Origin of the sequence: Chromobacterium sp. CV08 (genome assembly GCF_051129845.1) — a bacterium.
Classification (GTDB): Bacteria; Pseudomonadota; Gammaproteobacteria; order Burkholderiales; family Chromobacteriaceae; genus Chromobacterium.
In genome coordinates this window covers 132,547-158,591 of the sequence record NZ_CP150453.1, presented here as the reverse complement: position 1 = coordinate 158,591, position 26,045 = coordinate 132,547, and the positions used below count along the sequence as shown (strand labels likewise).

Genomic DNA, 26,045 nt, shown 5'->3' with positions numbered 1-26,045 from the left:
TTTTTGCATGCTTGTCGCCTGTCGACAAATCCGGTTATCTTGCTGCTATGCAGAAAACGACATAGCCAAGGGACCACAGCATGCAACGCCAGACAGACGACGTCAGAATCCGCGAGATCAAGGAACTGCTTCCCCCGATCGCCCACTTGTATGAACTGCCGATCAGCGAATCCGCTTCCGAGCTGATCTACAACACCCGGCGCGACATCGCGGCGCTGCTGCGCGGCGAGGACGACAGGCTGCTGGTGGTGATCGGCCCCTGTTCGATCCACGACACCGAGGCCGCCGTCGAGTACGCGCAGAAACTGGCGCCGCTGCGCCAGGCGCTGGCAGGCGAACTGGAAGTGGTGATGCGGGTCTACTTCGAGAAGCCGCGCACCACCGTCGGCTGGAAGGGCCTGATCAACGATCCGCACCTGAACGAGTCCTACGACATCAACGCCGGCCTGCGCATCGCGCGCCGCCTGCTGCTGACGCTGAACAATCTGGGCATGCCGGCCGCGACCGAATTCCTCGACATGATCACGCCGCAGTATTTCGCCGACCTGATCAGCTGGGGCGCGATCGGCGCCCGCACCACCGAGAGCCAGGTGCACCGCGAACTGGCCTCCGGCCTGTCCTGCCCGGTGGGCTTCAAGAACGGCACCGACGGCAATCTGAAGATCGCCGTCGACGCGATACGCTCGTCCAGCGTGTCCCACCATTTCCTGTCGGTGACCAAGACCGGCCATTCCGCCATCGTCTCCACCGGCGGCAACCCGGACTGTCACGTGATCCTGCGCGGCGGCAAGGAGCCGAACTACTCGGCCGAGCACGTGCGCGCCGCCGCCGCCGAGCTGGCCGCGGTCGGCCTGCCGCAGAAGCTGATGGTGGACTTCAGCCACGCCAACAGCCGCAAGGACTACCGCCGCCAGATGGAGGTCAGCGCCGACGTCGCCGGCCAGATCGCCGGCGGCGACCGCAACATCTTCGGCGTGATGGTGGAGAGCCATCTGGTCGAGGGCCGCCAGGACCAGAAGCCCGGCTGCGAGCTGAAGTACGGCCAGAGCATCACCGACGGCTGCCTGGGCTGGGACGACACCGAGAAGCTGCTGACGCAGCTGGCCGACGCGGTCAGGGCGCGGCGCGGCCGCCAGGCCGAATAGGCCGGCCCGGTTCGCAGCGAAACGAATGCCCCGCCTTGCGGGGCATTGTCGTTTGCGGCGTCAGTACGCCGACACCAGCCGGTCGGCCATCGCCTTCAGCGCCCGCATCTGCGGCCCGTCGCGCCAGGCGTAGGCCGGACCGGTATAGCCGAACCAGTCCCAGCAGCCCTGAGGATTGGCGGCGCTGACCGTGGTCTGCGGGTAGAGCACCAGGATATGGTTGCTGTCGGCCCAGTCGTTGTAGCCGGCGTGGACGTAGAAGGCGTCGCCGACCTTGCCGGCGTATTGCTGACAGCCGTGCAGCGCGATGTGGACGCGGCAGGCCTCGCCGTCGGCGCAGGCGCGCGGCACGTAGACGAAGCCCTCGTCGGCCAGGCTGCTGCCGGCGGCGGCGTAGGGTTTCTGGCTGAAGCGGACGAGGCGGCCGGTCGGCGCCTGCGCCTTCGGCAGCAGCGCGCCGTAGATCTGTTTGAGGATCAGGCCGGCCTGGTCGTAACCCCGGCCCTCCCACTCGCAGTGGTTGAGGTACGGCGACGCCGTCGCGCCGCAGGCGTTGCCGTAGGCCGGCGTGATCTGGGCGTGGCCGGCCGGCAGCCTGCGTTCGTAGGCGATCTGGCTCGCCGGCACGCCGGCCAGCCGGAAGAACTCGGCGGCGGCGTCGACCACCTGGGTCTTCACCGTGTTGTCCTGGCTGCCGCTGAACAGGTAGACGCGGCGCGTGGCCAGATGGGTCAGCGGGTCTATCCGGCCGGCGGCGGCGAACTGGGCGGCGCCGGCCAGCAGCTGGCCGGCTTGCGGCGGCGGCCCGCTCATGCAGGCCGTGGTGCCGCTCAGCGAACCCAGCGCGCAGTAGTACGGCCCGCCGGCCACGACGCCGACGCCGACCACCGACGCCGAGTAGGCGATCTGGTATTGCACCGCCATGAAGGCCCCGGACGACAGGCCGGACACCGACGACTGCTTGGGATCGCCGTGGAAGGCGGGCAGCGGCTCGGCCGCCCCGGCCGTCGCCGCCAGCAGGGCGAGCAGGCAGAACCATGACTTGCGTTTCATCGACGCTCCTCCTTGAAGGCATGCCGGCGGCGCGGCCGGATGGCCGCTCCGCACGGGCATTCATGATGAAAATGGCAAATCACAGGCCAAATGGCAATGACAATTGTGCTTGCCGCAAAGCGGAAAGCCCGCCTGGGCGGCGGGCCGGCGGTTTTTCCGACCGAAGCCGCGCCTAGCGCGCGGCGGCGGCGGTGGAGCCGCCTATCAGCTTGGCGACGGACTGGGCCAGCGCGGCGTTCGGCAGCGCGAAGAACAGGCCGCCGCGGCCGTTCTGGGCGCTGGCGCAGTTGCCGGACAGCGCGCCCTCCTGGTTCATGTCGCCGAATATCGCGTAGGCGGTGCCGCCGCTGGTGCTGACGCCTATCTTGGCGTGGTTGTAGTTCTTGCCCAGGCCGCCCTTCAGCGAGAAGGTCTGGCCCTGCCAGCTGCCCGAGGTGGCGATGGCCACCGGCCCCGGCGTCGGCAGGCTGCTGTCCCAGCAGGCCGGCGCGCCGGCCTTGGTGGTGGTCGGGATCGCGTAGCTCTTGCCGGATTCCCACCAGGTAGCGGCGCGCAGCGCGATGCCGCCGAGTTCGGCCGAAACCAGCTGCCACGGCGCCACCTGCAGCGCCGACGGCTTGGAGATCAGCGTGACGCCGCTGGACAGCTTGCTGACCTGCGGCGTCGTGCTGCCGGACTTCTGTCCCAGTTGGTTGACCGCGTTCTGGATGTCGGCCGGACCGCCGTTCCGGACGATCTGCGGATTGCCCGGATCGGTGGCCACGCTGGCGTTGGCCAGCGCCTGGAGCACGGCCAGCACGTCGGCGTGGCTCAGCTGCAGCGAGAAGAAGTGCTGGCTGACCTCGACGTCGTTGTCTGCGACGCAGCCCAGCGTGTTGCCGTCGCTGGTGCGCGGGTACTGCGCGTTGCCGGAGGCCGGCCACGACGGCGTGCTGACCTGCATCACCACGCCGTTGCCCTGCGCGTCCCAGGCCAGCACGCCCTTGGAGTGGCCCCAGGGCGCGTTGCAGGCGTCGCCGGAACAGCCGGGGATGGCCGGGTCGCCGTAGAACTGGTCGTTCCACACCACGTAGTTCAGCGAGCCGTTGTAGATCTGATCGAAGGTGGCGCCGACCGGGTCGGCCCGGGTGTCGCCGATGCAGCCGTCGCCCTGGCCGAGGCTGGGCTGGCTGCTGCTGGCATAGAGGTATTGCTGGCTGTAGCTGCCGCCGCTGGTGTAGGTCTGCGGATTGCCGCCGAACTGGCAGCTGTTGACGGCGGCGGCGCCGCCGCAGCCGGGGAAGGACGCGGCGTTGAACTTGAAGGCGAACCACCAGTTGACCGGATGGCTGGCGTCCAGCAGCGGCGACGGGGCGGCATGGCCGCAAAGCGCGGTTGCGGCCAGTGTCAGGCCCAGACAGGCCCGGCGCCAGGAAGGCAGGATGGACATGGCATTTCTCCTTTGTAGGTATCGTATGAACGGTCCGCGAAGACGGCCGCGCGCCATGCTGATTGAGTAATGTGTAGCGAGTGTTAAGCCTTCCGCCATGGCAACATCTGTTAATAGATTGCCGGACTGGCCGACGGGAATGCGACGGACATGAAAAAGCCCCCGCGTTGCGGGGGCTGTCCGATGGCGTCGGCGCCGCTCAGATCGCGGCGGCCAGCCGCGAGCCCTGGTCGATCGCGCGCTTGGCGTCCAGTTCGGCGGCGACGTCGGCGCCGCCTATCAGATGGACCGGCTTGCCGGCGGCCGCCAGCGGCGCCTGCAGCTCGCGCAGCGGGTCCTGGCCGGCGCAGATCACCACATTGTCGACCGGCAGCAGCTGCGCCTCGCCCTTGACGGTGATGTGCAGGCCGGCGTCGTCGATCCGCTCGTAGCTGACGCCGGACAGCATCTTCACCCGCTTCATCTTCAGGCTCTCGCGGTGTATCCAGCCGGTGGTCTTGCCCAGGCCCTCGCCGACCTTGCTGGTCTTGCGCTGCAACAGGTAGACCTCGCGCGGGCTGGCATGCGGCTGCGGACCCTGCGGCGCCAGGCCGCCGGCGCTGTCGCCGCTCATGTCCACGCCCCACTCGCGCATGAAGGCGTCGGCGTCCAGCGAGGTGGAGCGGCCTTCGTGGCACAGGTATTCGGCGGTGTCGAAGCCTATGCCGCCGGCGCCGATGATGGCCACCGTCTTGCCGACCGGCTTCTTGTGCTTCAGCACGTCGAGGTAGTTCAGCACCTTAGGATGGTCGATGCCGGGGATGGCCGGAGTGCGCGGCGCGATGCCGGTGGCCAGCACCACCTCGTCGAAGCCGGACAGATCGTCGGCGGAGACGCGGACGCCCAGTTTCAGATCGACGCCGGTGGTCTCGATGCGGCGCTTGAAGTAGCGCAGCGTCTCGTAGAATTCCTCCTTGCCCGGAATCTGCTTGGCGACGTTGAACTGGCCGCCGATCTCGGCGGCGGCGTCGAACAGCGTCACGCTGTGGCCGCGCTCGGCGGCGACGGTGGCGAAGGCCAGGCCGGCCGGACCGGCGCCGACGACGGCCAGCTTCTTCGGCGCGGCGGCTTTCTCGTAATTGAGCTCGGTCTCGCGGCAGGCGCGCGGGTTGACCAGACAGGACGTCAGCTTGCCCTGGAAGATGTGGTCCAGACAGGCCTGGTTGCAGCCTATGCAGGTGTTGATCTCGTCGGCGCGGTTTTCCGCCGCCTTGTTGACGAAGTCCGGATCGGCCAGGAAGGGGCGCGCCATCGACACCATGTCGGCGCAGCCGCCGGCCAGGATCTCCTCGGCCACTTCCGGCGTGTTGATGCGGTTGGTGGTGATCAGCGGGATCTTGACCTGGCCCATCAGCTTCTTGGTGACCCAGGCGAAGCCGCCGCGCGGCACCATGGTGGCGATGGTCGGCACCCGCGCCTCGTGCCAGCCGATGCCGGTGTTGATGATGGTGGCGCCGGCCTTCTCGATCTCGCGCGCCAGATGGACCACCTCGTCCCAGCTGCTGCCGTCCTGAACCAGGTCCAGCATGGACAGCCGGTAGATGATGATGAAGGCGTCGCCTACCGCCGCGCGCACCGCCTTGACGGTCTCGATGGCGAAGCGGATGCGGTTCTCGAAGCTGCCGCCCCAGTCGTCGGTGCGCTTGTTGGTGGCGCGGGCGATGAACTGGTTGATCAGATAGCCTTCCGACCCCATCACCTCGACGCCGTCGTAGCCGGCCTGTTGCGCCAGCCGGGCGCAGTTGGCGAAGTCGGCGATGGTTTGCCGGACGTCGGCGTCGGACAGTTCGCGCGGGGTGTAGAAGTTGATCGGCGCGAGCAAGGGCGAGGCCGACACGCACTTTTCCTGGAAGCTGTAGCGGCCGGAGTGCAGGATTTGCAAGGCGATCTTGCCGCCTTCGCGGTGCACCGCGTCGGTGACCAGCTTGTGCTTGGGCACTTCATGCGCGTCGGACAGCTGGGCGGCGCCCTCGGCGACACAGCCCTCGGCGTTCGGGCCGACGCCGCCGGTCACGATCAGCGCCACCCCGCCCCGCGCGCGTTCGGCGTAGAACGCGGCCATCTTTTCGAAGCCGCCCGGGGATTCTTCCAGGCCGGTGTGCATCGAACCCATCAGCACCCGGTTTTTCAGCGTGGTGAAACCCAGGTCCAGCGGGGCCAGCAGGTGCGGGTAAGCGCTCATGTTTCTTCCTCGTGTCTGTTATATGGCGGCCCGGGCGGGCTAGGCCCCAAGCCTTTGATTCGTCTGGCGATGTCAACCCTGACGGCCAAGATACTTACTGGTAAGTAAGTTGTCAACGCGCGCGCCGGGAACGCGATTGTCATGACGGGGCGAATCGCTTCTATAATCGCCGCAGGCGGCATGCGCCGCCGTTGATAAAGGAGAATAAGAATGTGTGAGACGCACCACGCCCCATCCGACTGCCAGGCGATGCCGCAAGCGCGCCGGCTCGGCCGCCGAAGCTTTCTGCGTCTGGCCGCGCTGGGCGGCGGCGCCGCGTTGCTGGGCAGTTTCCTGCCGCGGACCAGTTGGGCAGCCGGCGGCACCGACGCCCTGCTGCTGTCGTGCATGGATTACCGCCTGGTCCACGCCGTCGGCGAATTCATGGACGAGCGCCTGGAGCTGCGCGGCAAGTACGACCACATCGTGCTGGCCGGCGCCTCGCTGATCTCGATCACCGACAAGTTTCCCGACTGGAACGCCACCTTCTGGCAGCACCTGGGCGTCGCGATAGACCTGCACCATATCCGCCGGGTGGTGCTGCTGGACCACCGCGACTGCGGCGCGTACAAGGTGGCCTTCGGCGAGGATTTCGCCAGGACGCCGGCGAAGGAGACCGAGGTTCACGCCAGGGCGCTGCGGGCCTTGCGCCGGGAGGTCCTGGCCAGACACCCGCAACTGGCGGTGGAGACCTATCTGATGGCGCTGGACGGCAAGGCGGAGGAGATTCCCGCCTGAGCGCCGCGCCTGGCGACGCGACCCCGCCGCCCGGCGGGGTTTTTCATTCGCCGTGCTTGTCGGCGGCGCGGCGGTAGGCCGGGCGGGCCTGCAGCCGGTCGACGAAGCGCGCCAGATTGGGGTAGCGGGCGCGGCCGTCGCCGGCGACCGCGATCTGGGCGACGAAGGACAGCTGCACGTCGGCTCCGCTCAGATCGTCGCCGACGAAGTAGTCGCGGCCTTCCAGCTCGCCGTCCAGATAACCCAGGTGATTGGCCAGCTCGCCGTCTATCCGCGGGTGCAGCGGCGCGCCGGCCTCGCCCAGCCTGCCGACGTAGAGCTGCAGCAGGATGGGCAGCATCGCCGAGCCTTCGGCGTAGTGCAGCAGCTGGACGTAGCGGTTGTAGTCGGCGCTGTCCGGCGCCGGCGCGAAGCGGCCGTTGCCGTAGGTACGGATCAGGTAGTCGACGATGGCGCCGGACTCGATCAGCACGGTGTCGCCGTCGCGCAGGACCGGCGCCTTGCCCAGAGGGTGGATGGCTTTCAACTCGGGCGGAGCGAGCCGTGTCTGGGGATCGCGCTGGTAGGCGATCACGCGGTAGTCCAGGCCCAGTTCCTCCAGCAGCCAGGTGATGCGGCGCGAGCGCGATTGGTTAAGGTGGTGCACTTCTATCATGTCGACTCCTTCGGAATGGGGATCAGGCGGGGACGATCCTGGCCAGCCAGGCCAGGATGTCGCCTTCCACTTCGGCGCGGTTGCTTTCGTTCAGCATCTCGTGGCGGCCGCCCGGATAGACCTTGCTCTGCAGGTCCAGCACGCCGGCGTCGCGGTAGCGGATTTCCAGTTGGCCCAGCGCCAGCCGGCCCAGGCTGACCGGATCGCGGCTGCCGGCGAACAGCAGGATGGGACAGCGGCGGTTGACGCCGGCGCCGGCGGCCTCGGCGTCCTCCATTTCGACGATGCCGGCGAACAGGTCGGCCCACAGTCCCGGCGTCGGATCGAAGCCGCAGCGCGGATCGGCCAGATAGGCGTCCACCTCGGCCGGATCGCGGCTCAGCCATTCCATCCTGGTGCGCCACGGCGGGAAGCCCAGGTTGAAGCTGCCGAACACCAGGGCCGCCATCAGCCGGCTGGGCCGGTCCCGGCCGTCGCCGCGGCCCAGCCAGCGCGCCAGCGCGCCGAGCAGCCGCGCCAGCGGCCGCTGGCGGTAGCCGGTGGACGACAGCACCAGTCCGGACAGCCGGCCGCCGTAGCGCAGGAAATGGGCGCGGGCGATGAAGCTGCCCATGCTGTGGCCGAACAATACGACGGGCAGGCCCGGATGCCGTTCGGCGGCGTGGCGGCGCACCGTCTCGACGTCGTCGACCACCTTGCGCCAGCCGTCGTCGGCGGCGAAGAAGCCGCGCGGCGCCGGCGCGTCGCCGTGGCCGCGGTGGTCGTGGGCATACACCGCGTAGCCGGCGGCGGCGAGCGTCCGGGCGAAACGGTCGTAGCGGGCGGCGTATTCGCTCATGCCGTGCGATATCAGCACCGCGGCGCGGGGCTGCCCGTCCGGCAGCCACTGGCACAGCGGGATGGCGGCGCCGTCGGCGGCGGCTAGGGTCAGGCTGCGCATGCGCGTTCTCCAGGAATTCAGCCCAGCAGGGCGCGGCTGTCGAAATCGGGGTTGATCAGCGAGCTCAGCACATGGTCGCGCCAGGCGCCGTCGAGAAACAGGTAGTTCTTGGCCTGGCCTTCGATGGAGAAGCCCAGCCGCTTCAGCAGCGCGGCGCTGCGGACGTTGTGCGGCTGGTAGTTGGCCTGGATGCGGTGCAGGCGCAGCTCGTCGAAGGCGAAGGCGATGGCCGTCTGCAGCGCCTCGCGCATCAGGCCCTGGCCCTCGCAGGCCCGGTCTATGCCGTAGCCGAGATGGCAGGCCTGGAACACGCCGCGGACGATGTTGCTGAAACTGACGGTGCCGATGACGCGGTCCGGCTCCGCCTGCGTCGCCAGCAGGAAACGCGCGCTGACGCCGTCTTCCCAGCTGCGGACGGCCTGGCGCAGTTGCATCGCCCAGTGCGCGGCGGTGTAGAACTGCTGGCTGGCGGTGGGGTTCCACGGCTCGAGGTGGGCGCGGTTGCGCAGATGGTAATCGAGCACGGCCGGCGCCCAGGCGGGATCGGCCGGCCAGAGCCGGAGGCGGGGGGTGTCGAGTATGGCTTGGGCGGCGGGCATGGCATTGCGGCTGTTATGACAAGGCAGTAGATAGTAGTCGCAATGCGGCCCCGCGCTCAAGGGCGCCGCCGTGGCCGGCGGCGCCGGATGCCGGTCTTCGGGTCGGCAGGCTCAGCCGGCCAGCCGCTGCAGCGCCTCGCGGTACTTGGCCGCGGTCTTCTCGCGCACGTCCAGCGGCACCGTCGGCGCCGGGGCCTGCTTGTTCCAGCCGGAAGCCTCCAGCCAGTCGCGGACGAACTGCTTGTCGAACGACGGCGGATTGCTGCCCGGCCGGTAGCTGTCGGCCGGCCAGAAGCGGCTGGAGTCCGGCGTCAGCGCCTCGTCCATCAGCGTCAGCGTTCCGTCCTCGTCCAGGCCGAACTCGAACTTGGTGTCGCAGATGATGATGCCGCGCGTCGCGGCGTACTCGGCCGCCGCCCGGTACAGCAGGATGGCGGTGTCGCGCACCTTGGCCGCCAGTTCCTTGCCGACGATGGCCTCGCATTGCGCGAAGTCGATGTTCTCGTCGTGGTCGCCGACCGCCGCCTTGGTGGACGGCGTGAAGATCGGCTCGGGCAGCTTGTCCGCCTCCCGCAGGCCGGCCGGCAGTGCAATGCCGCAGACCGAGCCGGACTGCCGGTATTCCTTCCAGCCGGAGCCGGCCAGGTAGCCGCGCACCACGGCCTCGATCGGCACGGCCTTCAGGCGCTTGGCCACCACCGCGCGGCCTTCCACCTGCGGCAGGTCTTCCGCCGACACCACGTCTTCCGGCTTGTCGCCGGTCAGATGGTTGGGCACCACGTCCTTCAGCTTGTCGAACCAGAAATTGGAGATCGCGGTCAGGATCTGGCCCTTGGCCGGAATCGGATCGTCCAGGATCACGTCGAAGGCGGACAGCCTGTCGGTGGCGATCATCAGCATGCGCTTGTCGTCGATCTCGTACAGGTCGCGAACCTTGCCGGAGTAGATCTTGCGCAGGCTCTTCAGGTGGGTGGTGTTCAGTCCGGTCATCATGCGTCCTTCGCGGGCAGGGGTTGCTATTGGATTCGTTTCAGCGCCTCGCGCCGCGACAGCGGCGACAGCGCGGCGGAGGCGACGAAGCCGCGCACGGCCTCGGCGTCGGTGTAAGCGTATTCGCGCAAGGCCCAGCCTATCGCCTTGCGGATGAAGAATTCGGTATCGGCGGCGTTGGCCGCACAGTAGCGGAACAGCCGAGCCACGTCGGTTTCCCGCTTCCAGTACAGCTGGTGCAGGATGGCGACGCGGCGCAGCCAGAAGTCGCCGTCGCCAGCCAGCCGGTCCATGTCGGCCTGCAGCTCGCGCCGGGCGCGGACCTGAGCGCCGATGACCCAGGCGGCGAGGCCGTCGACGGTGTCCCACCAGGACTTTTCCGTCGCCAGCGCCAAGAGCCGCGGCAAGGCGGAGGCCGGCAGCCCGGCGGCGTGGCGGGCCAGCAGGTCCACCGCCACGTAGTGGAATTCGCGTTCGGGCTGCCGCCACAGCGCCTCGGCCTGCGCCAGCCAGCCGTCTGGACCGGCCGCGTCATGCGACTGGATCCAGGCGGCGGCGGCTTTGCGCCGGACCGGCGCGGCGACGCCGAGGAAGTCGAACTGCCCGCGCATATAGTCGCGCATCGCCGGCGCGCGCGCCGGATCGGCGGCGGCGCTCAGCAGGGCGCGCAGTTCGGTCGGCTCGGCGCTCGGGGCCATGCTCGGTCTCAGGACTGATAGCCGGGATTGCGCTTGGCCTTGTCGGCCCACTCGCGCGCCTTCTTGGGGTCCGGCGGCAGATTGGCGGCGCCGGTGCGGTACAGCCGCGACAGCGCGCGCTGGATCTGCGGCGGCGCGTAGGAGGCGTCGGCGCTCAATGCCTTCTGGTACCAGTAGACGGCCTGCTGGCCATCGGCGGCGAAGCCCCGGCCCTCCTCGTGCATCTGGCCGAGCAGGTAGCATTCCTCAATCGACGGATGCTGGCGCATCAGCTGCTCCAGCAACTGGCCGCCGCGTTTGGCGTCGCGGTACGGCGCCGGCGCGGTGGCCAGCAGCACCGCGTAGTCGCGCTGCAGCCAGTAGCCGCTGCCTTCCGGTTCCGGATAGCGCGCGGCGCGCTCCAGCAGGCCCAGCAGGCGCGGGTAGTCCTTCTTCACCGACGGCGATTTCAGAAAGCCGTTGCGGTTGCGGCCGTAGCTTTCCGCCAAGGTCGACAGCGCGCGGCGGTTGCCCATCGCGGCGGCTTGCAGATACAGCTCGTTGGCCTTGGCTTGCTGGCCGGACATCATCAGCTGGTAGGCCTGTTCGGCCAGCGGCGCGGCGGCCGCCTGCGGCGCCAGCGCCTGGGAAGCCGGGGCTTCGGCGGCCTGGGCCGGCAGTTGCGGCGCCAGCGTCAGTGCGCACAGCAGCGCGGCCAGGCGGGCCGGGCGGAACAGGGGCGGGAATGCGAAAATCGTGTTCATCGTGGAAACCTTGTGTCGTTCGGTAGCGGTCGCGCGCCGGACAAGCGGCGCCACGTACAGCCTACCGGCCGGGCGGGGGCGGCGAAATGGACCCGCTCGGCATGCTACAAGGTGTCCTTCAGCGCCCTGGCCTGCTCCAGCGCCTCGTCGGCGCTGGCGGCCATCACGTTGAAGTGGCCCATCTTGCGGCCCGGCCGCGCGGTTTTCTTGCCATACAGGTGCAGCTGGGCGTTCGGGGCTTCCATCAGCACGTCCCAGTTCGGTTCGCGGCCGTCCTCCTTCCACACGTCGCCGAGCAGGTTGACCATCACCACCGGGCTGAGCAGGTCGGTGCGGCCCGGCAGCAGGCCGCACATCGCGCGCACCTGCTGCTGGAACTGGTCGGTCAGGCAGGCCGTCAGCGTGTAGTGGCCGGAGTTGTGCGGCCGCGGGGCGATCTCGTTGACGACCAGGCTGTCGTCCTTCAGCACGAAGAATTCCACCGCCAGCACGCCGACGTAGTCGAGCGCCTCGGCCAGCTGTTTCGCCATCTCCTGCGCCTGCCTGGCCAGCGCCGGGGCGATGCGGGCCGGCACGACGGATTCGTCGAGTATGCCGTCCTTGTGGAGGTTTTCCGCCACCGGGAAGACCGCGCTCTGCGTCGGGCTGACGCGGGTGACGATGGCCGACACCTCCAGCTGCAGGTCCAGCATCTTCTCCAGCACGCAGGCCTGGCCGCCCAGATTGGCGTAGGCGGCGCGCGCCTCGGCCGCGGTCTGCACCCTGACCTGGCCCTTGCCGTCGTAGCCGAGGCGGGCGGTCTTCAGGATGCCGGGCAGATACGGGGCGAGATCGACCTGGATGTCCTCGACGCTTTCGATCGCCAGGTAGGGCGCGGTCGGCAGGCCGGCCTTGTTGATCCAGGCCTTCTCCGCGATGCGGTCCTGGGCGACGGCGACGCAGTCGCCGGACGGCGACACGCGGGTGCGGCGCGCCAGCTCGCGCATCGCGTCGGCGTTGACGTTCTCGAATTCGGTGGTGACGGCGGCGCAGCTGTCGGCCAGCTCGCGCAGCGCGGCCGGATCGTTGTACGGCGCGCGAAGATGGCGGTCGGCGTAGGCGGCGGCCGGCGCGTTCTCGTCCGGGTCCAGCACGGTGACGCGATAGCCCATGGTCTTGGCGGCGACGGCGAACATGCGGCCCAGCTGGCCGCCGCCGAGTATGCCCAGCATCGCCGGCGGCAGGATGGCGGCCATTATTCGACCTCCGGCAGCGTCATCGCCAGCACGGTTTCTTCCTGCTGCTTGCGGAAGGCCGTCAGCTTTTCGGCCAGTTCCGGGCGGGTCGTCGCCAGCATCGCCACCGCGAACAGCGCGGCATTGGCGGCGCCGGCCTCGCCGATGGCGAAGGTGGCCACCGGTATGCCCTTGGGCATCTGGACGATGGACAGCAGCGAGTCCTCGCCGCGCAGATATTTGGACGGCACCGGCACGCCCAGCACCGGCACATGGGTCTTGGCGGCCAGCATGCCCGGCAGGTGGGCGGCGCCGCCGGCGCCGGCGATGATGGCCGAGAGGCCGCGCGGCGCGGCTTCTTCGGCGTACTGGAACAGCAGGTCCGGGGTGCGGTGGGCGGAGACGACGCGGGTTTCGCAGGCGACGCCGAAGCTTTTCAGCACGCGCGCGGCGTGCTGCATCACTTCCCAGTCGCTGTTGCTACCCATCACGATGCCGACTTCAATCATGGCGGTGCTGCTCGCGTATGGTGAACGAAGACCGCGATTTTACCCGAGGCGGACGGCTACCCGGAATGGTTTTTTATTTTCATATCAAGACAGTTAGCGGTCGAACTTGCCGGCCGGCCGCCGTTTCACGCCAGTTTCGGATAGGTGAACAGCAATAGCTGCAGCGTGTTGAAGCCCAGGTGGGCCAGCACCGCCAGCCACAGCCGGCGCCGCGCGGCGTAGATCAGGCCGTAGCCTATGCCGGCCAGCGTGGCCAGGCCCACCCAGGCCCAGCCGCCTGCCAGGTGCGCCACGCCGAACAGCAGCGACGCCGCCATCAGCGCGGCGAACGGCTCGGTGCGCAACTCCAGCCAGCGCTGGACGCCGGCGCGGAAGAAGGCCTCCTCCACCAGCGACACCAGGAAGCAGTTGGCCAGCAGCCACGGCAGCAGCCAGTCCGGCCATTTCGGCGCGAAGCCTATGATGCCGACGGCGGAGGCGATGCCGAACACGAACAACAGCGCCAGCGCGCCGACCGCCGCGGCCGGCCAGCCCAGTTGGCGCTCGGGCAGCGGCGCCCGGCAGAGGTTCAGCAACAGCAGCAGGCCGGCCAGGCCCTTGTCGTAGCTCCAGAACAGCCGATACGGCGCGCTGTCCGGGCTGGCGCGGCCTTGCCACAGCAGCGGGTTGTCGAAGCCGGGCAGCGCGTGCACGGCCAGCGCCAGCAGCGCGGCTATCCACACCAGGTACAGCTCCGGCCGCGGATGGCGGCGCAGCGCCAGCGTCAGGCCGGCGACGGCGACCGCGGCCAACACGCCCAGCGGCTGCAGCACGCCGGCCGCCAGCGCCACCATCGCGCTGGTCGTCAGCGCGATCCAGCCGGGAGCCTCCTGGCGCAGGCTGGCGGCGATCAGGCCCAGCGCCAGCAGGCCGTAGGCGGCCAGCGTCAGGGAGGAAAGCGTGGACATGGCGTCTCCGTCGCGGGTGGACAAGCGCCCGATGATAAGGCCTGGACGCGGCGAGGCCAAACGCTTCCTCAGGGTTGGGCCGGATGCGGCCGCAGCAGCCGGCGGCGCTGGGCGTCGGCCAGGTAGGCGGCGATGGACGCCGCCTCCTCCGCCGGGATGGGCGCCTTGAACGCCAGCCGCATCTTGTCGACGACGGCGCGCCAGCGCGCCTCGTCGAAATCCGGCTGCAGCGCGATGTAGTCGGCGGAGTGACAGATCAGACAGCGCTGCAGCGCCGGCAGATAGCCGGGATGGCCGCTGTCCGGCAGCATCGCCGTCTCGTTCGGCAGCGAGATGCTTGCCGCGCCGGCGGGCCCGGCCAGCAGCAGCGCCAACAACAGCGCGGCCCTCATCGTCCTGCCCCGGCGACGACGATGTCCAGCCGCTCGATCACGTCGCGGGCGTAGCCGCCAGGATTCCACGGCTGGACCATGGGCTGGACCTGGCCGTCGTTGGCGGTGGCGCGCGCCATCAGCGTCAGCGGTCCCGGCTTCACGTCGTCCAGCGTCAGCGTCCACGGCCGGAACGCGAAGCGGCCGGCGTCGGCGCCCAGCCGGGCAGGCAGCCAGCTCGCGCCGCCGTCGGCGGAGACGTCGACCCGGCGGATGCCGCTGCCGCCGTCGAAGGCGATGCCGCGCAGCGACAACCGGCCCGCCGGCACGGCGTCGCCGGCGGCCGGGGCGGTGATGAAGCTGCGCACCTTCATCCGGGTCAGCCGCACCGTCCTGTCCGGCTTGCTTCCGGGCGGTACGCCGTTGTCCGGCGTGTCCGGCACGATATAGGCCTGGCTGGCGAACCAGCCGTCGAACACATGGTCGAGCACGTCGATGCGGGACAGGTGCTTCATCCAGTAGGCGGCGTAGAAGCCCGGCACGACCAGCCGGATCGGGTAGCCGTTCAGCACCGGCAGCGGCCGGCCGTTCATCTCCCACGCTATCATGGGCTCAGGCCGCAGCGCGTCGGCGATGTCGAGCGAGCGGACGAAGGACGGCGTCTCCTCCAGCGCCGGCCGGTCGGTGCCGCGGCAGGCGATCTGGCGCGCGCCGTCCATCACGCCGGCGGCGGCCAGCACATCGGCCAACCTAGCGCCGGCCATCTCGACGCAGGCCATCGAGCCGTTGCCGAGCTGCGCGCCCTGCACCCTGGGCTGCGACAGGCCGCGGCCGTTGCCGGCGCACTGCATCACCACCGTCTGCCTGACCGTCTCGAAGCGCTTTTTCAGGTCCGCCAGCGTCAGCGTCAGCGGCCGGCTCACCTTGCCGGCTATCGTCAACGTGTGGGTGGCGGGGTCGATGTCCAGCGGGTGGTCGGCCAGATGGTAGCGGACGAATACCGCCTCGTTCGGCGTGATCAGGCCGCGGTCGAACTGGGAGAACGGCGTTTCTAGATGGACCGGCCGGGTGGTGATGCGCAACAGCGGCATCTTCTGCGGGTACGGGACCAGTTCGCGCCAGCCGTTGTCGAAACCCTGGTCCATCCAGGCGGCTCGGCCCCGGCCAGGCAGCGCCAGCAGCGCGGCGGCGGCGAGGCCGCCCTTCAGTACCGCGCGTCGGCGCAGCGCATCGTCGTCCATGATCGCGAACCCAAGGAAAATGGGGCGATGCTAGGCGGCGCCGCGGCGCTTGTCGACCGGGGAAAGGGACAGGTGCGGCCGACGGTTCGGGCTCATTGCACCGCGATGTCGCTCAGATGGTAGGTGCCGGTGCGGTTGGTCTGGCAGAACACCTTGGCCCTGACCGTGACGGTCCGGCCCTTGTAGCGGCCCATGTCTTCCTGGTTCAGCGCCAGGCTGCGCTTGTCCTGTTCGCCGCAGTCGGCGCCGTCGTCCAGCGTCAGCGGCTTGGCCAGCTTCAGGTGATAGGCCTTGAACAAGGTGCCGTCGGCCTTGCTGCCGGACGAGATCGGGCCGATGACGGTGCCGCTGAGCGTGACGGCGGTCTCGCCGTCTTCGCGGACGGCGAGCGGCTTGGCCTGCGACAACGGCCCGGCGGCCAGCAGGCAGAGCGCGGCCAGCGCGCGCACGGCATGGGAGTTTTTCATCTGTGTGGTTTTCTTGTTCGGGTTCATCACGGTCGGCGCCCGCGCGGGCGGGCGCCGGGCGCGTCAGCGCGTCAGGCTGCAGCGCAGGCCGAGCCGGGCCAGCGTCGCCGGCTGGCTGGCGGCCACCCGCCAAGCGCCGCCGTCGCGGCCGATGCGCAGCGCGACGCGCTGGCCGCCCTGTTCCAGCTCCAGTCCGACGGCGTCGCCCTGCCACGACTTGAAGACGGTGCTGGCGCCGCTGTCGCGTCTCAGGCTGCAGAACAGGCCGCCCTGACCGTCTTGCGGCAGCGGCAGCAGCTGCAGGCGCCAGTCGGATTCGGTCTGCACCTGCAGCAGCGTCTTGCCGTCCGGGGCCGGCGCGACGATGTTCTCGGTGCTGTAGGTGAAGTAGACCTTGCCGTCGCGATTGTCGACCAGCAGGCTGCCTGGCGCGTCGTGGCCGAACAGCAGGTCGACGCGCTGCAGCGCGCCGCCGGCCAGCGGGCCCTGGTAGACGAAGGTGGAGCTGTCGCCATCGCCCTGGCTGGTGCGCCAGTTCTTGAATTGCAGCTGCTTGCCGTTGCCGGCGACTACGGTCAGCAGCGGGCCCTTGCGTTGGCCGAGTCCGGCGTGGGCGGCCAGCGTCTTGGCGTCGTTCTGCGGCGACTCCATCGGATTGAGTCGCTGGCGGGCGCCGGCCGCGGCGCGCAGAATGCCGTCGGCGCCGGCGGCGTCCAATTGCTGAATGGCGACGGCGCGGGCGCCGTGCGCTTGCGCGCGCAGTTGGCCGGCCAGGTCGACGACCGGGGGCGAGTCGAAATTGGTGATGGGCGCGGCGGCGGCGCCCAGCGGCAGCAGCAGCGCCGCCAGTGCGAGGGAGGATTTCATCGTCGGTGACATGCGATACGGAAAAATTTCCGTACCGCTTATGTCACTGGCGTTTCCGGCGGTCAACGCAACTATTCACCGCCGGCGGCCGGCTCAGCGGTGGCCGGCCAGCGCGTCCAGCACCTTGCTCGACAGCGCCGGCGGCTGGGCGGTGACGCGCAGCAGATGGCGCAAGGCCGGGTGCGGCGGGCGGTGCACCGCGATGCCGTCGGCCAGCAGGCAGCGCTGGATCGCCTCGGCGGCGGTGGCGTTCGGATAGACCACGGCGACGAAGTTGGTGTGCGACGGCAGCACTGTCAGGTCGCGGGCGCGCAGCGCCGCGTCCAGCTTGTCGCGCAGCTGCAGCGTGGCCTGTACCAGCTGGGCGCTGTAGTCCGGGTCTTCCAGCACCCGCCGCGCCGCGTGCTGGGCCAGGCCGGACAGCGCGTACTGCGGACGGATCTGGTCCGCCTTGGCGATGATGTCGGCCGGCGCCAGCGCGAAGCCGACGCGCAGGCCGGCCAGGCCGTAGGCCTTGGACAGCGTGCGCAGCCGCAGCGTGTTGGCCATCGCGCCGGCCGGCGGCGCGTCCTGCGGGTCGACGCAGAAATCGACATAGGCCTCGTCCAGGATCAGCAGCGTCTGCGACGGCAGCTGCTGGCGCAGGGCCAGGATGTCGGCGGCGGACCAGTAATGGCCGGTCGGATTGTCCGGATTGGCCAGGTACAGCGCGACGGCGCGCTCGGCGTGCACCACTTCGCACAGCCGGGCGAGGTCGGGGCGCAGCCCGACGCCGTGCTGCTGGTACGGCACTTCGAGGATGCGGGCGCCGACGCCTTCGGCGAAGTAGCGGAAGGCAGGATAGGTGCCGGCGCTGCAGACCACCGCGTCGCCGGCATTGCAGCGCAGCCGCAGCGCCAGCAGGATCAGGCTGTCGGCGCCGCTGTCGAACAGCACCTGGCTCGCTTCGACGCCGTGGCGCTCGGCGGCCAGCTCGCGCAAGGCCAGCGCGTACGGGTCCGGGTACAGCCGCGCCAGCTCGGTCAGCAGCTCGCCCCATTCGGCCAGCAACGGAGAGTCGGGCTTGGCCATGCTTTCGTTGGCGCCCAGGCGGCAGACCACCTTGTGCCCCAGCGCCGCTTCCAGCTTGGCGATGCCGGGAAACGGGTTGACGATGGTATGGTGTTCCAGGTGGCGCGCGTAGTGCATGGCAGTTCCAACTCCCGAGTTGACGACGGCCATTCTAGGCCAATGCCCGGTCAGACAAGCGATCGCTTGGCAATATCCTTATGCGGCGGCGTTCAGCGCGCGGCCGAGGCCGGGACCGCGGCTTGCGGCGCCGAGGCGGCCGGTTTGGCGGCGTGATGGCCGGCCGGAGCCTTGGGCAGCACCAGCGGGCCCTTGTAGCCGCAGGCGGCGAGAAAGAGGAACAGGCTGGCGCAGACGAGCAGGGTACGCATACTGACGCAATCCGATATGGCAAAATCAGCATACTAGCAAAACCCCGCCGGGCCGTGTTGCCCGCGCCCGGCGCAATCAGGACAGACATCATGACCGAAAGCGAATTTCTGCAGTTGAGCGACGCCATCTTCGACCGGATCGAGGCGGCGATAGACGCGCAGGGCCTGGACGCCGACACCCTGCGTCAGGGCAATGTGCTGGAGATCGAGTTCGACGGCGGCGACAAGGTGATCGTCAACCGCCATGCGGCGAATCAGGAGATGTGGATCGCGGCCAGGAGCGGCGGCTACCATTTTTCGCGCCGCGACGGCGGCTGGATCGCCAGCCGCGACGGCGCCGAGTTCTTCGCCACGCTGGCCGAGGCGATACGCGCCGGCAGCGGCGAGCCCTTCGCGTTCGCCGACTGATACGGACTGCGGACATGCTGGCGGGATGGCGAGAAACATTATAGGTTTCAATATGATTACCCTAGCCCGCCGGTTCTGAGGACGAGATGCCCGCGCAGATAGCAAGCTTCTACGACGCCGCCACCGGCACCATCAGCCACATCGTCCACGACCGCCCCGGCGGCCATGCGGCGGTGGTCGATCCGGTGCTGGACTTCGACCCCCGTTCCGGCCGCGTCGGCCATGGATCGGCCGACCGGCTGCTGGCCTTCCTGGCCGAGCGGCGGCTGACGCTGCAATGGATACTGGAGACCCACGCCCATGCCGACCATCTGTCGGCGGCGGCCTACCTGAAACGGCGGGCCGGGGGCACGCTGGCGATAGGCCGCCGCATCACCGAGGTGCAGGCCATCTTCGGCCGCGTGTTCAATCTGGAGCCGGCGTTCCGCAGCGACGGCTCGCAGTTCGACCGGCTGTTCGACGACGGCGAGACCTTCCCCATCGGCGAGCTGGAGGCGACGGTGCTGGCGCTGCCCGGCCATACGCCGGCCGATGTCGGCTATCGCGTCGGCGACGCGGTCTTCGTCGGCGACACCTTGTTCATGCCCGACGTCGGCACCGCCCGCTGCGACTTTCCCGGCGGCGACGCCCGGGAGCTGTATCGTTCCATCCGCCGGCTGCTGTCCTTGCCGGACGCCACCCGGCTGCTGCTGTGCCACGACTATCCGCCGCCGGGCCGCGGGCCGGCGTGGTGCGCGACGGTGGCCGAGCAGCGTCGCGCCAATCTGCACGCGCGCGACGGCGTCGACGAGGCGGACTTCGTCGCGATGCGCGCGGCGCGCGACAAGACGCTGTCGATGCCGCAGCTGCTGCTGCCGGCGGTGCAGGTCAATATCCGCGCCGGCGCGCTGCCGCCGGTCGAGGACAACGGCGTGCGCTATCTGAAGCTGCCGCTGGACGCGTTTTGAGCGCGCCTGCCCTGGCGCTTGGCCAGGTCCAGCGCCTTGGCCCGGGCGCCGGGATCGCCCTGGACCGCGGCTTTGGCGTACCAGCGTATCGCCGCCGGAATGTCCTGCCGTACGCCCTGGCCGTGTTCGTACATGCTGGCGATCAGGTATTGGGCGCCGGCGTCGCCCTGCTTGGCCGCCTCCTCGTACCAGTAGGCGGCCAGCCTGTCGTCCTGCGGCGCGCCGCGGCCCAGGAAATACTGGGTGCCCAGATCGAGCTGGGCCGGCAGATAGCCCTGGCGGGCGGCCAGCGTGAACCAGCGCGTCGCCTCGACGAGCGATTTGGGCACGCCGTCGCCGCGTTCGGCCAGCAGGCCCAGCGCGTGTTGCGCCTGCGCCAGCCGCAGCTCGGCCGCGCGCCTGAGCCAATACAGCCCCTGCCGCTTGTCGACCGGCCCGGCCTCGCCGTTCCAGTCCATCATCGCCAGATTGAAGGCCGCCACCCGGTCGCCGTTCTCGGCGGCCTGCCAGAAGGCGATGCGGGCGGCCGCCAGATGGCCGGACCGGTATTCGCGCCAGCCCGGCACTTCGGGCGCGGCGGCATGCGCGGCGAGGGCGCACAGCAGCAATAACGTCGCCGACAGTCTCATCGCTTCCTCCTTCCTGCTTTCAGTTTAGTCGCGGCGGCGGCCCGGTTCTGACGGCGGCCTTTGTCTGACGAGGCGGCTTGTGGCAGGCTACAATATTCCGACTAGAAGTCATTTCCGGAGTATCCGATGAATTCCCCCCTGGTTGATCCGCTGTGGTCGGCCATCCGCGACGAGACGCTGGCGGCGGTCGACGATGAGCCCTTGCTGGCCAGCTTCCTGCACATGACGGTGTTGCGCCATGCCACACTGGAAGACGTGTTGGCCTTTCATCTGTCGAGCAAGCTGGCCAGTCCGGTGATGGACCCGCGCGCGATGTTCGAGCTGTTCCGCGAAGGCTTCCAGGCCGATCCCGGCCTCAGCGCGGCGATGCGCGCCGACATCCGCGCCAGCTACGAGCGCGATCCGGCCTGCGACCGCTATTCGACGCCGCTGCTGTATTTCAAGGGCTTCCACGCGATACAGAGCCAGCGCATCACCCACTGGCTGTGGCGGCAGGGCCGCACGACGTTGGCGTTGTTCCTGCAGAACCGCATTTCCGAGGTCACCGGCGCCGACATCCATCCGGCGGCGCGCATCGGCCAGGGCGTGATGCTGGACCACGGCACCGGCCTGGTGGTCGGCGAGACGGCCGTCATCGGCAACAATGTGTCCATCCTGCACGGCGTGACGCTGGGCGGCTCGGGCAAGGAACGCGGCGACCGCCATCCGAAGATAGGCGACGGCGTGATGCTGGGCGCCGGCAGCTCGGTGCTGGGCAATATCCGCGTCGGCGATTGCGCCAAGGTCGGCGCCGGCAGCGTGGTGCTGGAGGATGTGCCGCCGCACGCCACCGTGGCCGGCGTGCCGGCGCGCATCGTCGCCCAGGCCTGTCCCGGCACGCCGGCGCTGGACATGGACCAGCGGGTTTGACTGTAGTTTAAATACAGCGGGCAGCGACCGACGGCGCCGACGCGCCAGCCTCGCCGCTGTCCGCGCTGGCGTGCCCCGGCGATGGAAAGCCGCGCCGCCGCGCGCTGGGCGGTTTTCCAACAGTGCCGATGCCAACGGCTTGGCGGCGTGTAGCTTAGCCGCTACAATGCGCGCGGCCGGCGACCGCCCCGATATTGCATGGCGGCGCCGGGTTCATCAGGAAAACCACCCCATGAACGTCAGAGTTGTCGATTACCGCGCCCCGGACGCCGCGGAACAGTTCACCCGTTCTCTGCACGAAACCGGCTTCGGCGTGCTGACCAACCACCCGATTCCGCAAGACCTGGTCGAAAAGATCTACGCCGACTGGCTGGGCTTCTTCAACAGCGACGAGAAATTCGACTACGCCTTCTCGGTGGAGAAGCAGGACGGCTGGTTTTCACCGGAAGTGTCGGAGACCGCCAAGGGCGCCGCGCTGAAGGACATCAAGGAATACTTCCACGTCTACCCGTGGGGCCGCGTGCCGCCGCGGCTGAAGGCCGACGCCGAGCGCTACTACGGCATCGCCAACCAGCTGGCGCGCGAACTCCTGTCCTGGGTGCAGCAATACACGCCGGCCGCCATCGCCGCCAATTACCGCGAGCCGCTGTCGCACATGATAGAAGGCAGCCAGCAGACGCTGCTGCGCGTGCTGCGCTACCCGCCGCTGACCGGCGAGGAGCCGGCCGGCTCCTTGCGCGCCGCCGCCCATGGCGACATCAATCTGCTGACCATCCTGCCGGCCGCCAACGAGCCGGGCCTGCAGGTGCAGGGCAAGGACGGCGAATGGCTGGACGTGCCCTGCGATTTCGGCACGCTGGTGGTCAATATCGGCGACATGCTGCAGGAGGCGTCCGCCGGCTACTATCCGTCCACCCAGCACCGCGTGGTCAACCCCAGCGGCGACGGCGCGAAGAAGAGCCGCATCTCGCTGCCGCTGTTCCTGCATCCGCGTCCGGAAGTGACGCTGTCCGACCGCTACAGCGCCGGCGCCTATCTGGACGAACGCCTGCGCGAGCTGGGCGTGAAAATGTAAGGCCATCCCAAACGGATGACGGACCGGCCGGGGCCTTGCTCCGGCCATTTTTTTCGTCCGCGCGCCGAGCGCCGGGCAGCGATGGCGGCATTCGCCAGCTACGATGACACTATCACGCGGCAGACTTTCCCGGCCGCGGCCTGTCCCGTAGAGAGGATTTCATGCGCGGCATCCTACCCAGTTTTCCTGCACCGCCCGACTGGCTCGCCAATCTGCTGGTGGCGGCGGCCTATTGCCTGGCGGCGTGGGGAGGCGAGCGGCTGCTGGTGCTGGAGCTGGGCATGGACAGCGTGATGTGGCCGCAGCCGGGCCTGGCGCTGGCGGCGCTGCTGCTGCTGGGATGGCGGGTATGGCCGGGCGTGCTGCTGGGGGCGTTGCTGGCCGAGGGCTGGCGCTGGCAGCTCGAGCTGGGCGGCATGCGCTGGATGTTGCCGGCCGTCGGCGCGGCGCTGGCGGTGCTGGCGCAGACGCTGGTCGGCGTCTCGCTTGTGCGGCGCCATATCGGTCGCCGCAATCCGCTGGACGGTTTCAGCGACTGCCTGGGATTCTGCGTGATCGTGGCGGCGGCGACGCTGCTGGGCAGCCTGATCGCCGTCGGCGCGCTGTATCTGGCTCAGCTGCTGCCGCAAAAGCAGCTGGTGCCGCGGCTCTGCCTGTGGTGGCTGTGCAGCGCCAGCGGCACGCTGCTGTTCGGCAGCGCTTGCCTGGCCTTTCATCGCTACGGCTGGCCGCGCCAGGAGCGGGAGGTCTGGTACGAGATGCTGGGCTATTTCGGCATGGTGGCGCTGCTGACCGCCAGCATCTTCGCCTGGTGGCATCCGACGCTCGACACCACCTATCCGTTGGACATGCTGATATTGCCGCTGGTGTCCTGGGCGGCGTTCCGCTTCACGCCGCGCGAGGTGGTGCTGGCGCTGCTGCTGATCGTGTGGCTGGCGCTGTGGGGCACGCGCCACGGCGGCGGCCCCTATCTGGGCTATTCCGCCTACAGCACGCTGGTCGTCCTGCAGACCTACGCGGGCATCCTGACCGTGGTGTCGCTGTGCGTCGGCGCGCTGATGAGCGAGCAGCGGCAGGTCAAGCTGGAGCTGAGGCTGCAGCGGGAGCAGCTGGAACAGCAGGTGCGCATCCGCACGCTGGCGCTGGAACAGTCGCACGCCGAGGTGCTGGCGTTGTCCCGGGTCGATCCGGTCACCGGCATCGCCAACCGGCGCAGCTTCGAGGAGAGCCTGGACGGCGAATGGCGCCGCGCGCGGCGCCTGGGTTCGTCGCTGGGCATGCTGATGATAGACATCGACCACTTCAAGCTTTACAACGACCATTACGGCCACGTCAGCGGCGACTACTGCCTGCGCGAGGTGGCGCAGGCGATACGCGGCAGCGTGCGCCGGCCGCAGGACCTGGTGGCGCGCTATGGCGGCGAGGAAATCGTCTGCCTGTTGCCGGATACCGGCGAGGACGGGGTCGCCGTCGTCGGCGAAGCGGTGCTGGCGGCGGTGCGCGGGCTGCAACTGCCGCATGCCGGTTCGCCGCTGGCAGCCTTCGTCACCATCAGCATAGGCGGCGCCGCCATCCTGCCGCGCGAGGCGTACGACAGCCGCCAGCTGATCGAGGCCGCCGACCGCGAGCTGTACCGCGCCAAGCAGCAGGGCCGCAACCGGATGGTGATCGCCGACGGCGGCTCCGACGCGGCGGCGGCGGCCGGCTAATCCTGACCGGCCGCCATGTCGCGGAAGCGCAGTTCCAACTGGCGCAGGACCTGCATCGCGGTTTCCAGCTCTTGCGCGTCTATGTCCGCCAGCGCCTGCCGGAAGAAGGCCTGCCGTTGCGGCGCCGCCTCGCGCAGCAAGGCGGTTCCGCTCTGATCCAGCGTCACCAGCGTCTGCCGGTTGTCGGCCGGGTCGGTATCGCGCCGCACCAGCCGTTCCGCCTCCAACTGCTTCAGCTGTCGGGTCAGCGCACCCGGATCCATCTGCAGATGGCAGGCCAGCTGTTTCTGGCTGGCCGGTTGCAATGCCTCCAGCGCCGTCAGGATGCGCCAGCGCGGCAGCGGGTGGCCGACCCGGCTTTCGAAGGCGCCGTACATCGCGCGGGTGCTGCGGCCGAGCTGTTGCAGCAGATTGCGTTCAGTCATGCCGCGGCTCCGGAGGGACGGCGGGGGCGGCCAGCTGGATCGCCGGCACCTTGCTCACCAGCCACAGGCCGAGCAGCAGCACGGCCGCGACCAGCCACTGGCTGAAGTGTATGGCGTCGACCAGTCTCAGCCGGGTGGCGGCCAGCAGCGCGTCGGGGTGGGCCGATGCCGCCGCCGCGCGGAACCGGGCCAGCGAGGCGGCGTTCAGCAGCGTCTGCGGATCGGCCAGCCAGCGCAGCCAGTCCGGGCCGCGCGCGTCGCCGGCCAGCAGCGCGGCCACGCCGCGCTGGAAGTGGTGGCTGACGACGGCGCCCATCACCGCGGTGCCCAGCATGCCGCCCACCATCCGCGTCGATTGCAGCATCGCGGTGGAGACGCCCAGCTGCCGCCGCGGCGCCAGCTGTTGCACGAAGATGGTCAGATTGGGCATCAACAGGCCCAGGCCCAGGCCGCCCATCACCATGTCGGCGATGATCAGCCCGTGGGCGGTGGACGGCGTCGCGCGGCTCAGCAGCGCCGCGGTCAGCGCGAACATCAGCAGGCCCAGCGCCAGCAGCCGCGTCGGATGGCGCAGCCGCTGCACGATGCGGCCGTTCAGCATGCTGCCTATGGTGATGCACACCACCAGCGGCGTCACCAGGATGCCGGCCTGGTTCGGCGACAGGCCGAAGCCGGCCTGGAACATCAGCGGCGCGTAGTACATCACGGCGAACATGCCGAAGCCCATCAGCAGCGACAGGCCGAACAGCGGCGCCAGGCCGCGGTGGCCCAGCATGCTGGGCGGCAGCAGCGGATTGGGGCTGCGCTTTTCCCACCAGACCAGCCCCAGCAAGGCGGCCAGCGACAGCCCGGCCAGGGCGGCCAGCAGCGGCGCCGGCTTGTCTTGCGGCAGCCATTCCACCACCAGTTGCAGCGAGCCGAGGAAGAGCGCGATCAGCATCGCGCCCTGCCAGTCCAGCCGCGACGACGGCCGTTCGGCGTGGCGTATCACCGGCAGATAGCGCCAGACGAACCACAGGCTGACGGCGCCGACCGGCAGGTTGACGTAGAACACCCAGCGCCAGCCGAGATATTCGGTCAGGAAGCCGCCCAGCGACGGACCGACGGCGTTGGCGAGGCCGAAGGAGGCCGACAGCATCACCTGCCAGCGCAGCCGCTCGCGGGTGTGCGGGAACAGATCGGGCACGCTGGCGAAAGTGGTGGCCACCAGCATGCCGCCGCCGACGCCCTGCAGCGCGCGCGCCAGCACCAGCTGCATCATGTCCTGCGCCAGGCCGCACAAGGCGGAGGCGGCGGTGAACAGCACGATGGCGGTCAGCACGAACGGTTTGCGCCCGTGGTCGTCGCCGAGCTTGCCGAAGATGGGGACGGTGATCACCGAGGTCAGCAGATAGGCGGTCCCGACCCAGGCGTACAGCGCGAAGCCGCGCAGGTCGGCCACCACCGTCGGCATCGCGGTGCCGACGACGGTCTGGTCCAGCGCCACCATGATCAGCACGCAGCACAGGCCCAGCATGGCCAGCAGCCGCTGGCGGAAATCCAGCTCGGCGGCGAGGCCGGCGGACGAAGAGGGAGCGTTCATGATTGCAAAGTCAATAATTGCTATGTCAACTATTTTGCCGGCAGCCCCGACGGCTG

28 protein-coding genes are annotated in these 26,045 nt (G+C 69.4%); 7 read left to right on the top strand and 21 right to left on the bottom strand.

Going from position 1 to position 26,045, the window contains the following annotated elements:
* Window positions 1-80: 80 nt before the first annotated feature.
* The gene (gene aroG / locus WNM05_RS00720) at window positions 81-1,145 is read left to right on the top strand and encodes a 3-deoxy-7-phosphoheptulonate synthase AroG (protein ID WP_434631621.1); all 1,065 of its coding nucleotides are present in this window, start codon (window positions 81-83) and stop codon (window positions 1,143-1,145) included.
* Between the two features lie 60 nt (window positions 1,146-1,205).
* Here the strand turns inward: aroG and WNM05_RS00715 are convergent, their stop codons facing one another.
* The 3 genes from WNM05_RS00715 to WNM05_RS00705 all read right to left on the bottom strand — a co-directional run bounded on the left by WNM05_RS00715 (window position 1,206) and on the right by WNM05_RS00705 (window position 5,848).
* Window positions 1,206-2,198: an extracellular catalytic domain type 2 short-chain-length polyhydroxyalkanoate depolymerase gene (locus WNM05_RS00715; protein ID WP_434631619.1), complete on the bottom strand. Its 993-nt coding sequence runs from the start codon at window positions 2,196-2,198 to the stop codon at window positions 1,206-1,208.
* A 172-nt stretch (window positions 2,199-2,370) separates the two neighbouring features.
* Window positions 2,371-3,627 (bottom strand): deoxyribonuclease II family protein, encoded by a 1,257-nt coding sequence (locus WNM05_RS00710; RefSeq protein ID WP_434631618.1) that lies wholly within the window; start codon window positions 3,625-3,627, stop codon window positions 2,371-2,373.
* Between the two features lie 199 nt (window positions 3,628-3,826).
* Window positions 3,827-5,848 (bottom strand): FAD-dependent oxidoreductase, encoded by a 2,022-nt coding sequence (locus tag WNM05_RS00705; protein WP_434631617.1) that lies wholly within the window; start codon window positions 5,846-5,848, stop codon window positions 3,827-3,829.
* Window positions 5,849-6,058: 210 nt separating this feature from the next.
* Here WNM05_RS00705 and WNM05_RS00700 point away from each other — a divergent pair, with 210 nt between their 5' ends.
* The gene (locus WNM05_RS00700) at window positions 6,059-6,625 is read left to right on the top strand and encodes a carbonic anhydrase (RefSeq protein WP_434631616.1); all 567 of its coding nucleotides are present in this window, start codon (window positions 6,059-6,061) and stop codon (window positions 6,623-6,625) included.
* 43 nt (window positions 6,626-6,668) lie between these two features.
* On the opposite strand, the gene WNM05_RS00695 is transcribed toward WNM05_RS00700, so the two are convergent.
* The 15 genes from WNM05_RS00695 to lptM all read right to left on the bottom strand — a co-directional run bounded on the left by WNM05_RS00695 (window position 6,669) and on the right by lptM (window position 18,305).
* Complete coding sequence (locus WNM05_RS00695) at window positions 6,669-7,280, bottom strand: glutathione S-transferase family protein (RefSeq protein ID WP_434631615.1); 612 nt, start codon at window positions 7,278-7,280, stop codon at window positions 6,669-6,671.
* A gap of 22 nt (window positions 7,281-7,302) precedes the next feature.
* Window positions 7,303-8,220: a lysophospholipase gene (locus tag WNM05_RS00690; RefSeq protein ID WP_434631614.1), complete on the bottom strand. Its 918-nt coding sequence runs from the start codon at window positions 8,218-8,220 to the stop codon at window positions 7,303-7,305.
* A 17-nt stretch (window positions 8,221-8,237) separates the two neighbouring features.
* Window positions 8,238-8,819, bottom strand: coding sequence for a GNAT family N-acetyltransferase (locus WNM05_RS00685; RefSeq protein ID WP_434631613.1), 582 nt, complete (start codon window positions 8,817-8,819; stop codon window positions 8,238-8,240).
* 111 nt (window positions 8,820-8,930) lie between these two features.
* Window positions 8,931-9,809 (bottom strand): phosphoribosylaminoimidazolesuccinocarboxamide synthase, encoded by an 879-nt coding sequence (locus tag WNM05_RS00680; RefSeq protein WP_434635191.1) that lies wholly within the window; start codon window positions 9,807-9,809, stop codon window positions 8,931-8,933.
* A gap of 26 nt (window positions 9,810-9,835) precedes the next feature.
* The gene (locus WNM05_RS00675) at window positions 9,836-10,507 is read right to left on the bottom strand and encodes a DNA alkylation repair protein (protein WP_434631612.1); all 672 of its coding nucleotides are present in this window, start codon (window positions 10,505-10,507) and stop codon (window positions 9,836-9,838) included.
* Window positions 10,508-10,515: 8 nt separating this feature from the next.
* Window positions 10,516-11,250 carry a tetratricopeptide repeat protein gene (locus WNM05_RS00670; protein WP_434631610.1) on the bottom strand — a complete coding sequence of 245 codons (735 nt, stop codon included), beginning with the start codon at window positions 11,248-11,250 and terminating at the stop codon, window positions 10,516-10,518.
* A 104-nt stretch (window positions 11,251-11,354) separates the two neighbouring features.
* Complete coding sequence (locus tag WNM05_RS00665; protein WP_434631608.1) at window positions 11,355-12,485, bottom strand: 5-(carboxyamino)imidazole ribonucleotide synthase; 1,131 nt, start codon at window positions 12,483-12,485, stop codon at window positions 11,355-11,357.
* Window positions 12,485-12,973: a 5-(carboxyamino)imidazole ribonucleotide mutase gene (gene purE / locus WNM05_RS00660; RefSeq protein ID WP_434631606.1), complete on the bottom strand. Its 489-nt coding sequence runs from the start codon at window positions 12,971-12,973 to the stop codon at window positions 12,485-12,487. The genes WNM05_RS00665 and purE overlap by 1 nt, the downstream gene beginning before the upstream one ends.
* Window positions 12,974-13,098: 125 nt before the next feature.
* Window positions 13,099-13,920: a lysostaphin resistance A-like protein gene (locus tag WNM05_RS00655; protein ID WP_434631604.1), complete on the bottom strand. Its 822-nt coding sequence runs from the start codon at window positions 13,918-13,920 to the stop codon at window positions 13,099-13,101.
* A 68-nt stretch (window positions 13,921-13,988) separates the two neighbouring features.
* On the bottom strand, window positions 13,989-14,312 hold the full coding sequence (locus tag WNM05_RS00650) for a hypothetical protein (protein WP_434631603.1): 324 nt from the start codon (window positions 14,310-14,312) through the stop codon (window positions 13,989-13,991).
* The gene (locus tag WNM05_RS00645; RefSeq protein WP_434631601.1) at window positions 14,309-15,532 is read right to left on the bottom strand and encodes a molybdopterin-dependent oxidoreductase; all 1,224 of its coding nucleotides are present in this window, start codon (window positions 15,530-15,532) and stop codon (window positions 14,309-14,311) included. Before WNM05_RS00645 ends, WNM05_RS00650 begins: the two co-directional genes overlap by 4 nt.
* Before the next feature lie 92 nt (window positions 15,533-15,624).
* Window positions 15,625-15,999, bottom strand: a complete 375-nt coding sequence (locus tag WNM05_RS00640; RefSeq protein WP_434631599.1) for a hypothetical protein — start codon at window positions 15,997-15,999, stop codon at window positions 15,625-15,627.
* 63 nt (window positions 16,000-16,062) lie between these two features.
* On the bottom strand, window positions 16,063-16,866 hold the full coding sequence (locus WNM05_RS00635) for a hypothetical protein (protein ID WP_434631597.1): 804 nt from the start codon (window positions 16,864-16,866) through the stop codon (window positions 16,063-16,065).
* Between the two features lie 93 nt (window positions 16,867-16,959).
* Window positions 16,960-18,054: a pyridoxal phosphate-dependent aminotransferase gene (locus WNM05_RS00630; protein ID WP_434631595.1), complete on the bottom strand. Its 1,095-nt coding sequence runs from the start codon at window positions 18,052-18,054 to the stop codon at window positions 16,960-16,962.
* Between the two features lie 92 nt (window positions 18,055-18,146).
* Window positions 18,147-18,305, bottom strand: coding sequence for an LPS translocon maturation chaperone LptM (gene lptM / locus WNM05_RS00625; protein WP_434631593.1), 159 nt, complete (start codon window positions 18,303-18,305; stop codon window positions 18,147-18,149).
* A gap of 87 nt (window positions 18,306-18,392) precedes the next feature.
* On the opposite strand from lptM, the gene cyaY reads away from it, so the two are divergent.
* On the top strand, window positions 18,393-18,713 hold the full coding sequence (cyaY, locus tag WNM05_RS00620) for an iron donor protein CyaY (RefSeq protein WP_434635190.1): 321 nt from the start codon (window positions 18,393-18,395) through the stop codon (window positions 18,711-18,713).
* 86 nt (window positions 18,714-18,799) lie between these two features.
* Entirely contained in the window at window positions 18,800-19,660 is an 861-nt protein-coding gene (locus WNM05_RS00615; RefSeq protein ID WP_434631591.1) for an MBL fold metallo-hydrolase, read from the top strand.
* Here WNM05_RS00615 and WNM05_RS00610 read toward each other — a convergent pair.
* Window positions 19,630-20,289, bottom strand: a complete 660-nt coding sequence (locus WNM05_RS00610; protein ID WP_434631589.1) for a tetratricopeptide repeat protein — start codon at window positions 20,287-20,289, stop codon at window positions 19,630-19,632. The two genes, WNM05_RS00615 and WNM05_RS00610, sit on opposite strands and share 31 nt — an antisense overlap.
* 126 nt (window positions 20,290-20,415) lie before the next feature.
* Here WNM05_RS00610 and cysE point away from each other — a divergent pair, with 126 nt between their 5' ends.
* The 3 genes from cysE to WNM05_RS00595 all read left to right on the top strand — a co-directional run bounded on the left by cysE (window position 20,416) and on the right by WNM05_RS00595 (window position 23,982).
* Window positions 20,416-21,198 carry a serine O-acetyltransferase gene (gene cysE, locus WNM05_RS00605; RefSeq protein ID WP_434631587.1) on the top strand — a complete coding sequence of 261 codons (783 nt, stop codon included), beginning with the start codon at window positions 20,416-20,418 and terminating at the stop codon, window positions 21,196-21,198.
* Window positions 21,199-21,430: 232 nt separating this feature from the next.
* Window positions 21,431-22,273 (top strand): isopenicillin N synthase family dioxygenase, encoded by an 843-nt coding sequence (locus tag WNM05_RS00600; RefSeq protein WP_434631584.1) that lies wholly within the window; start codon window positions 21,431-21,433, stop codon window positions 22,271-22,273.
* A gap of 161 nt (window positions 22,274-22,434) precedes the next feature.
* Entirely contained in the window at window positions 22,435-23,982 is a 1,548-nt protein-coding gene (locus WNM05_RS00595) for a sensor domain-containing diguanylate cyclase (protein WP_434631581.1), read from the top strand.
* On the opposite strand, the gene WNM05_RS00590 is transcribed toward WNM05_RS00595, so the two are convergent.
* Together WNM05_RS00590 and WNM05_RS00585 are read right to left on the bottom strand one after the other, a co-directional pair.
* Complete coding sequence (locus WNM05_RS00590) at window positions 23,979-24,407, bottom strand: MarR family winged helix-turn-helix transcriptional regulator (protein ID WP_434631578.1); 429 nt, start codon at window positions 24,405-24,407, stop codon at window positions 23,979-23,981. The two genes, WNM05_RS00595 and WNM05_RS00590, sit on opposite strands and share 4 nt — an antisense overlap.
* Window positions 24,400-25,989 carry an MDR family MFS transporter gene (locus WNM05_RS00585; RefSeq protein ID WP_434631575.1) on the bottom strand — a complete coding sequence of 530 codons (1,590 nt, stop codon included), beginning with the start codon at window positions 25,987-25,989 and terminating at the stop codon, window positions 24,400-24,402. The genes WNM05_RS00590 and WNM05_RS00585 overlap by 8 nt, the downstream gene beginning before the upstream one ends.
* Window positions 25,990-26,045: the final 56 nt, after the last annotated feature.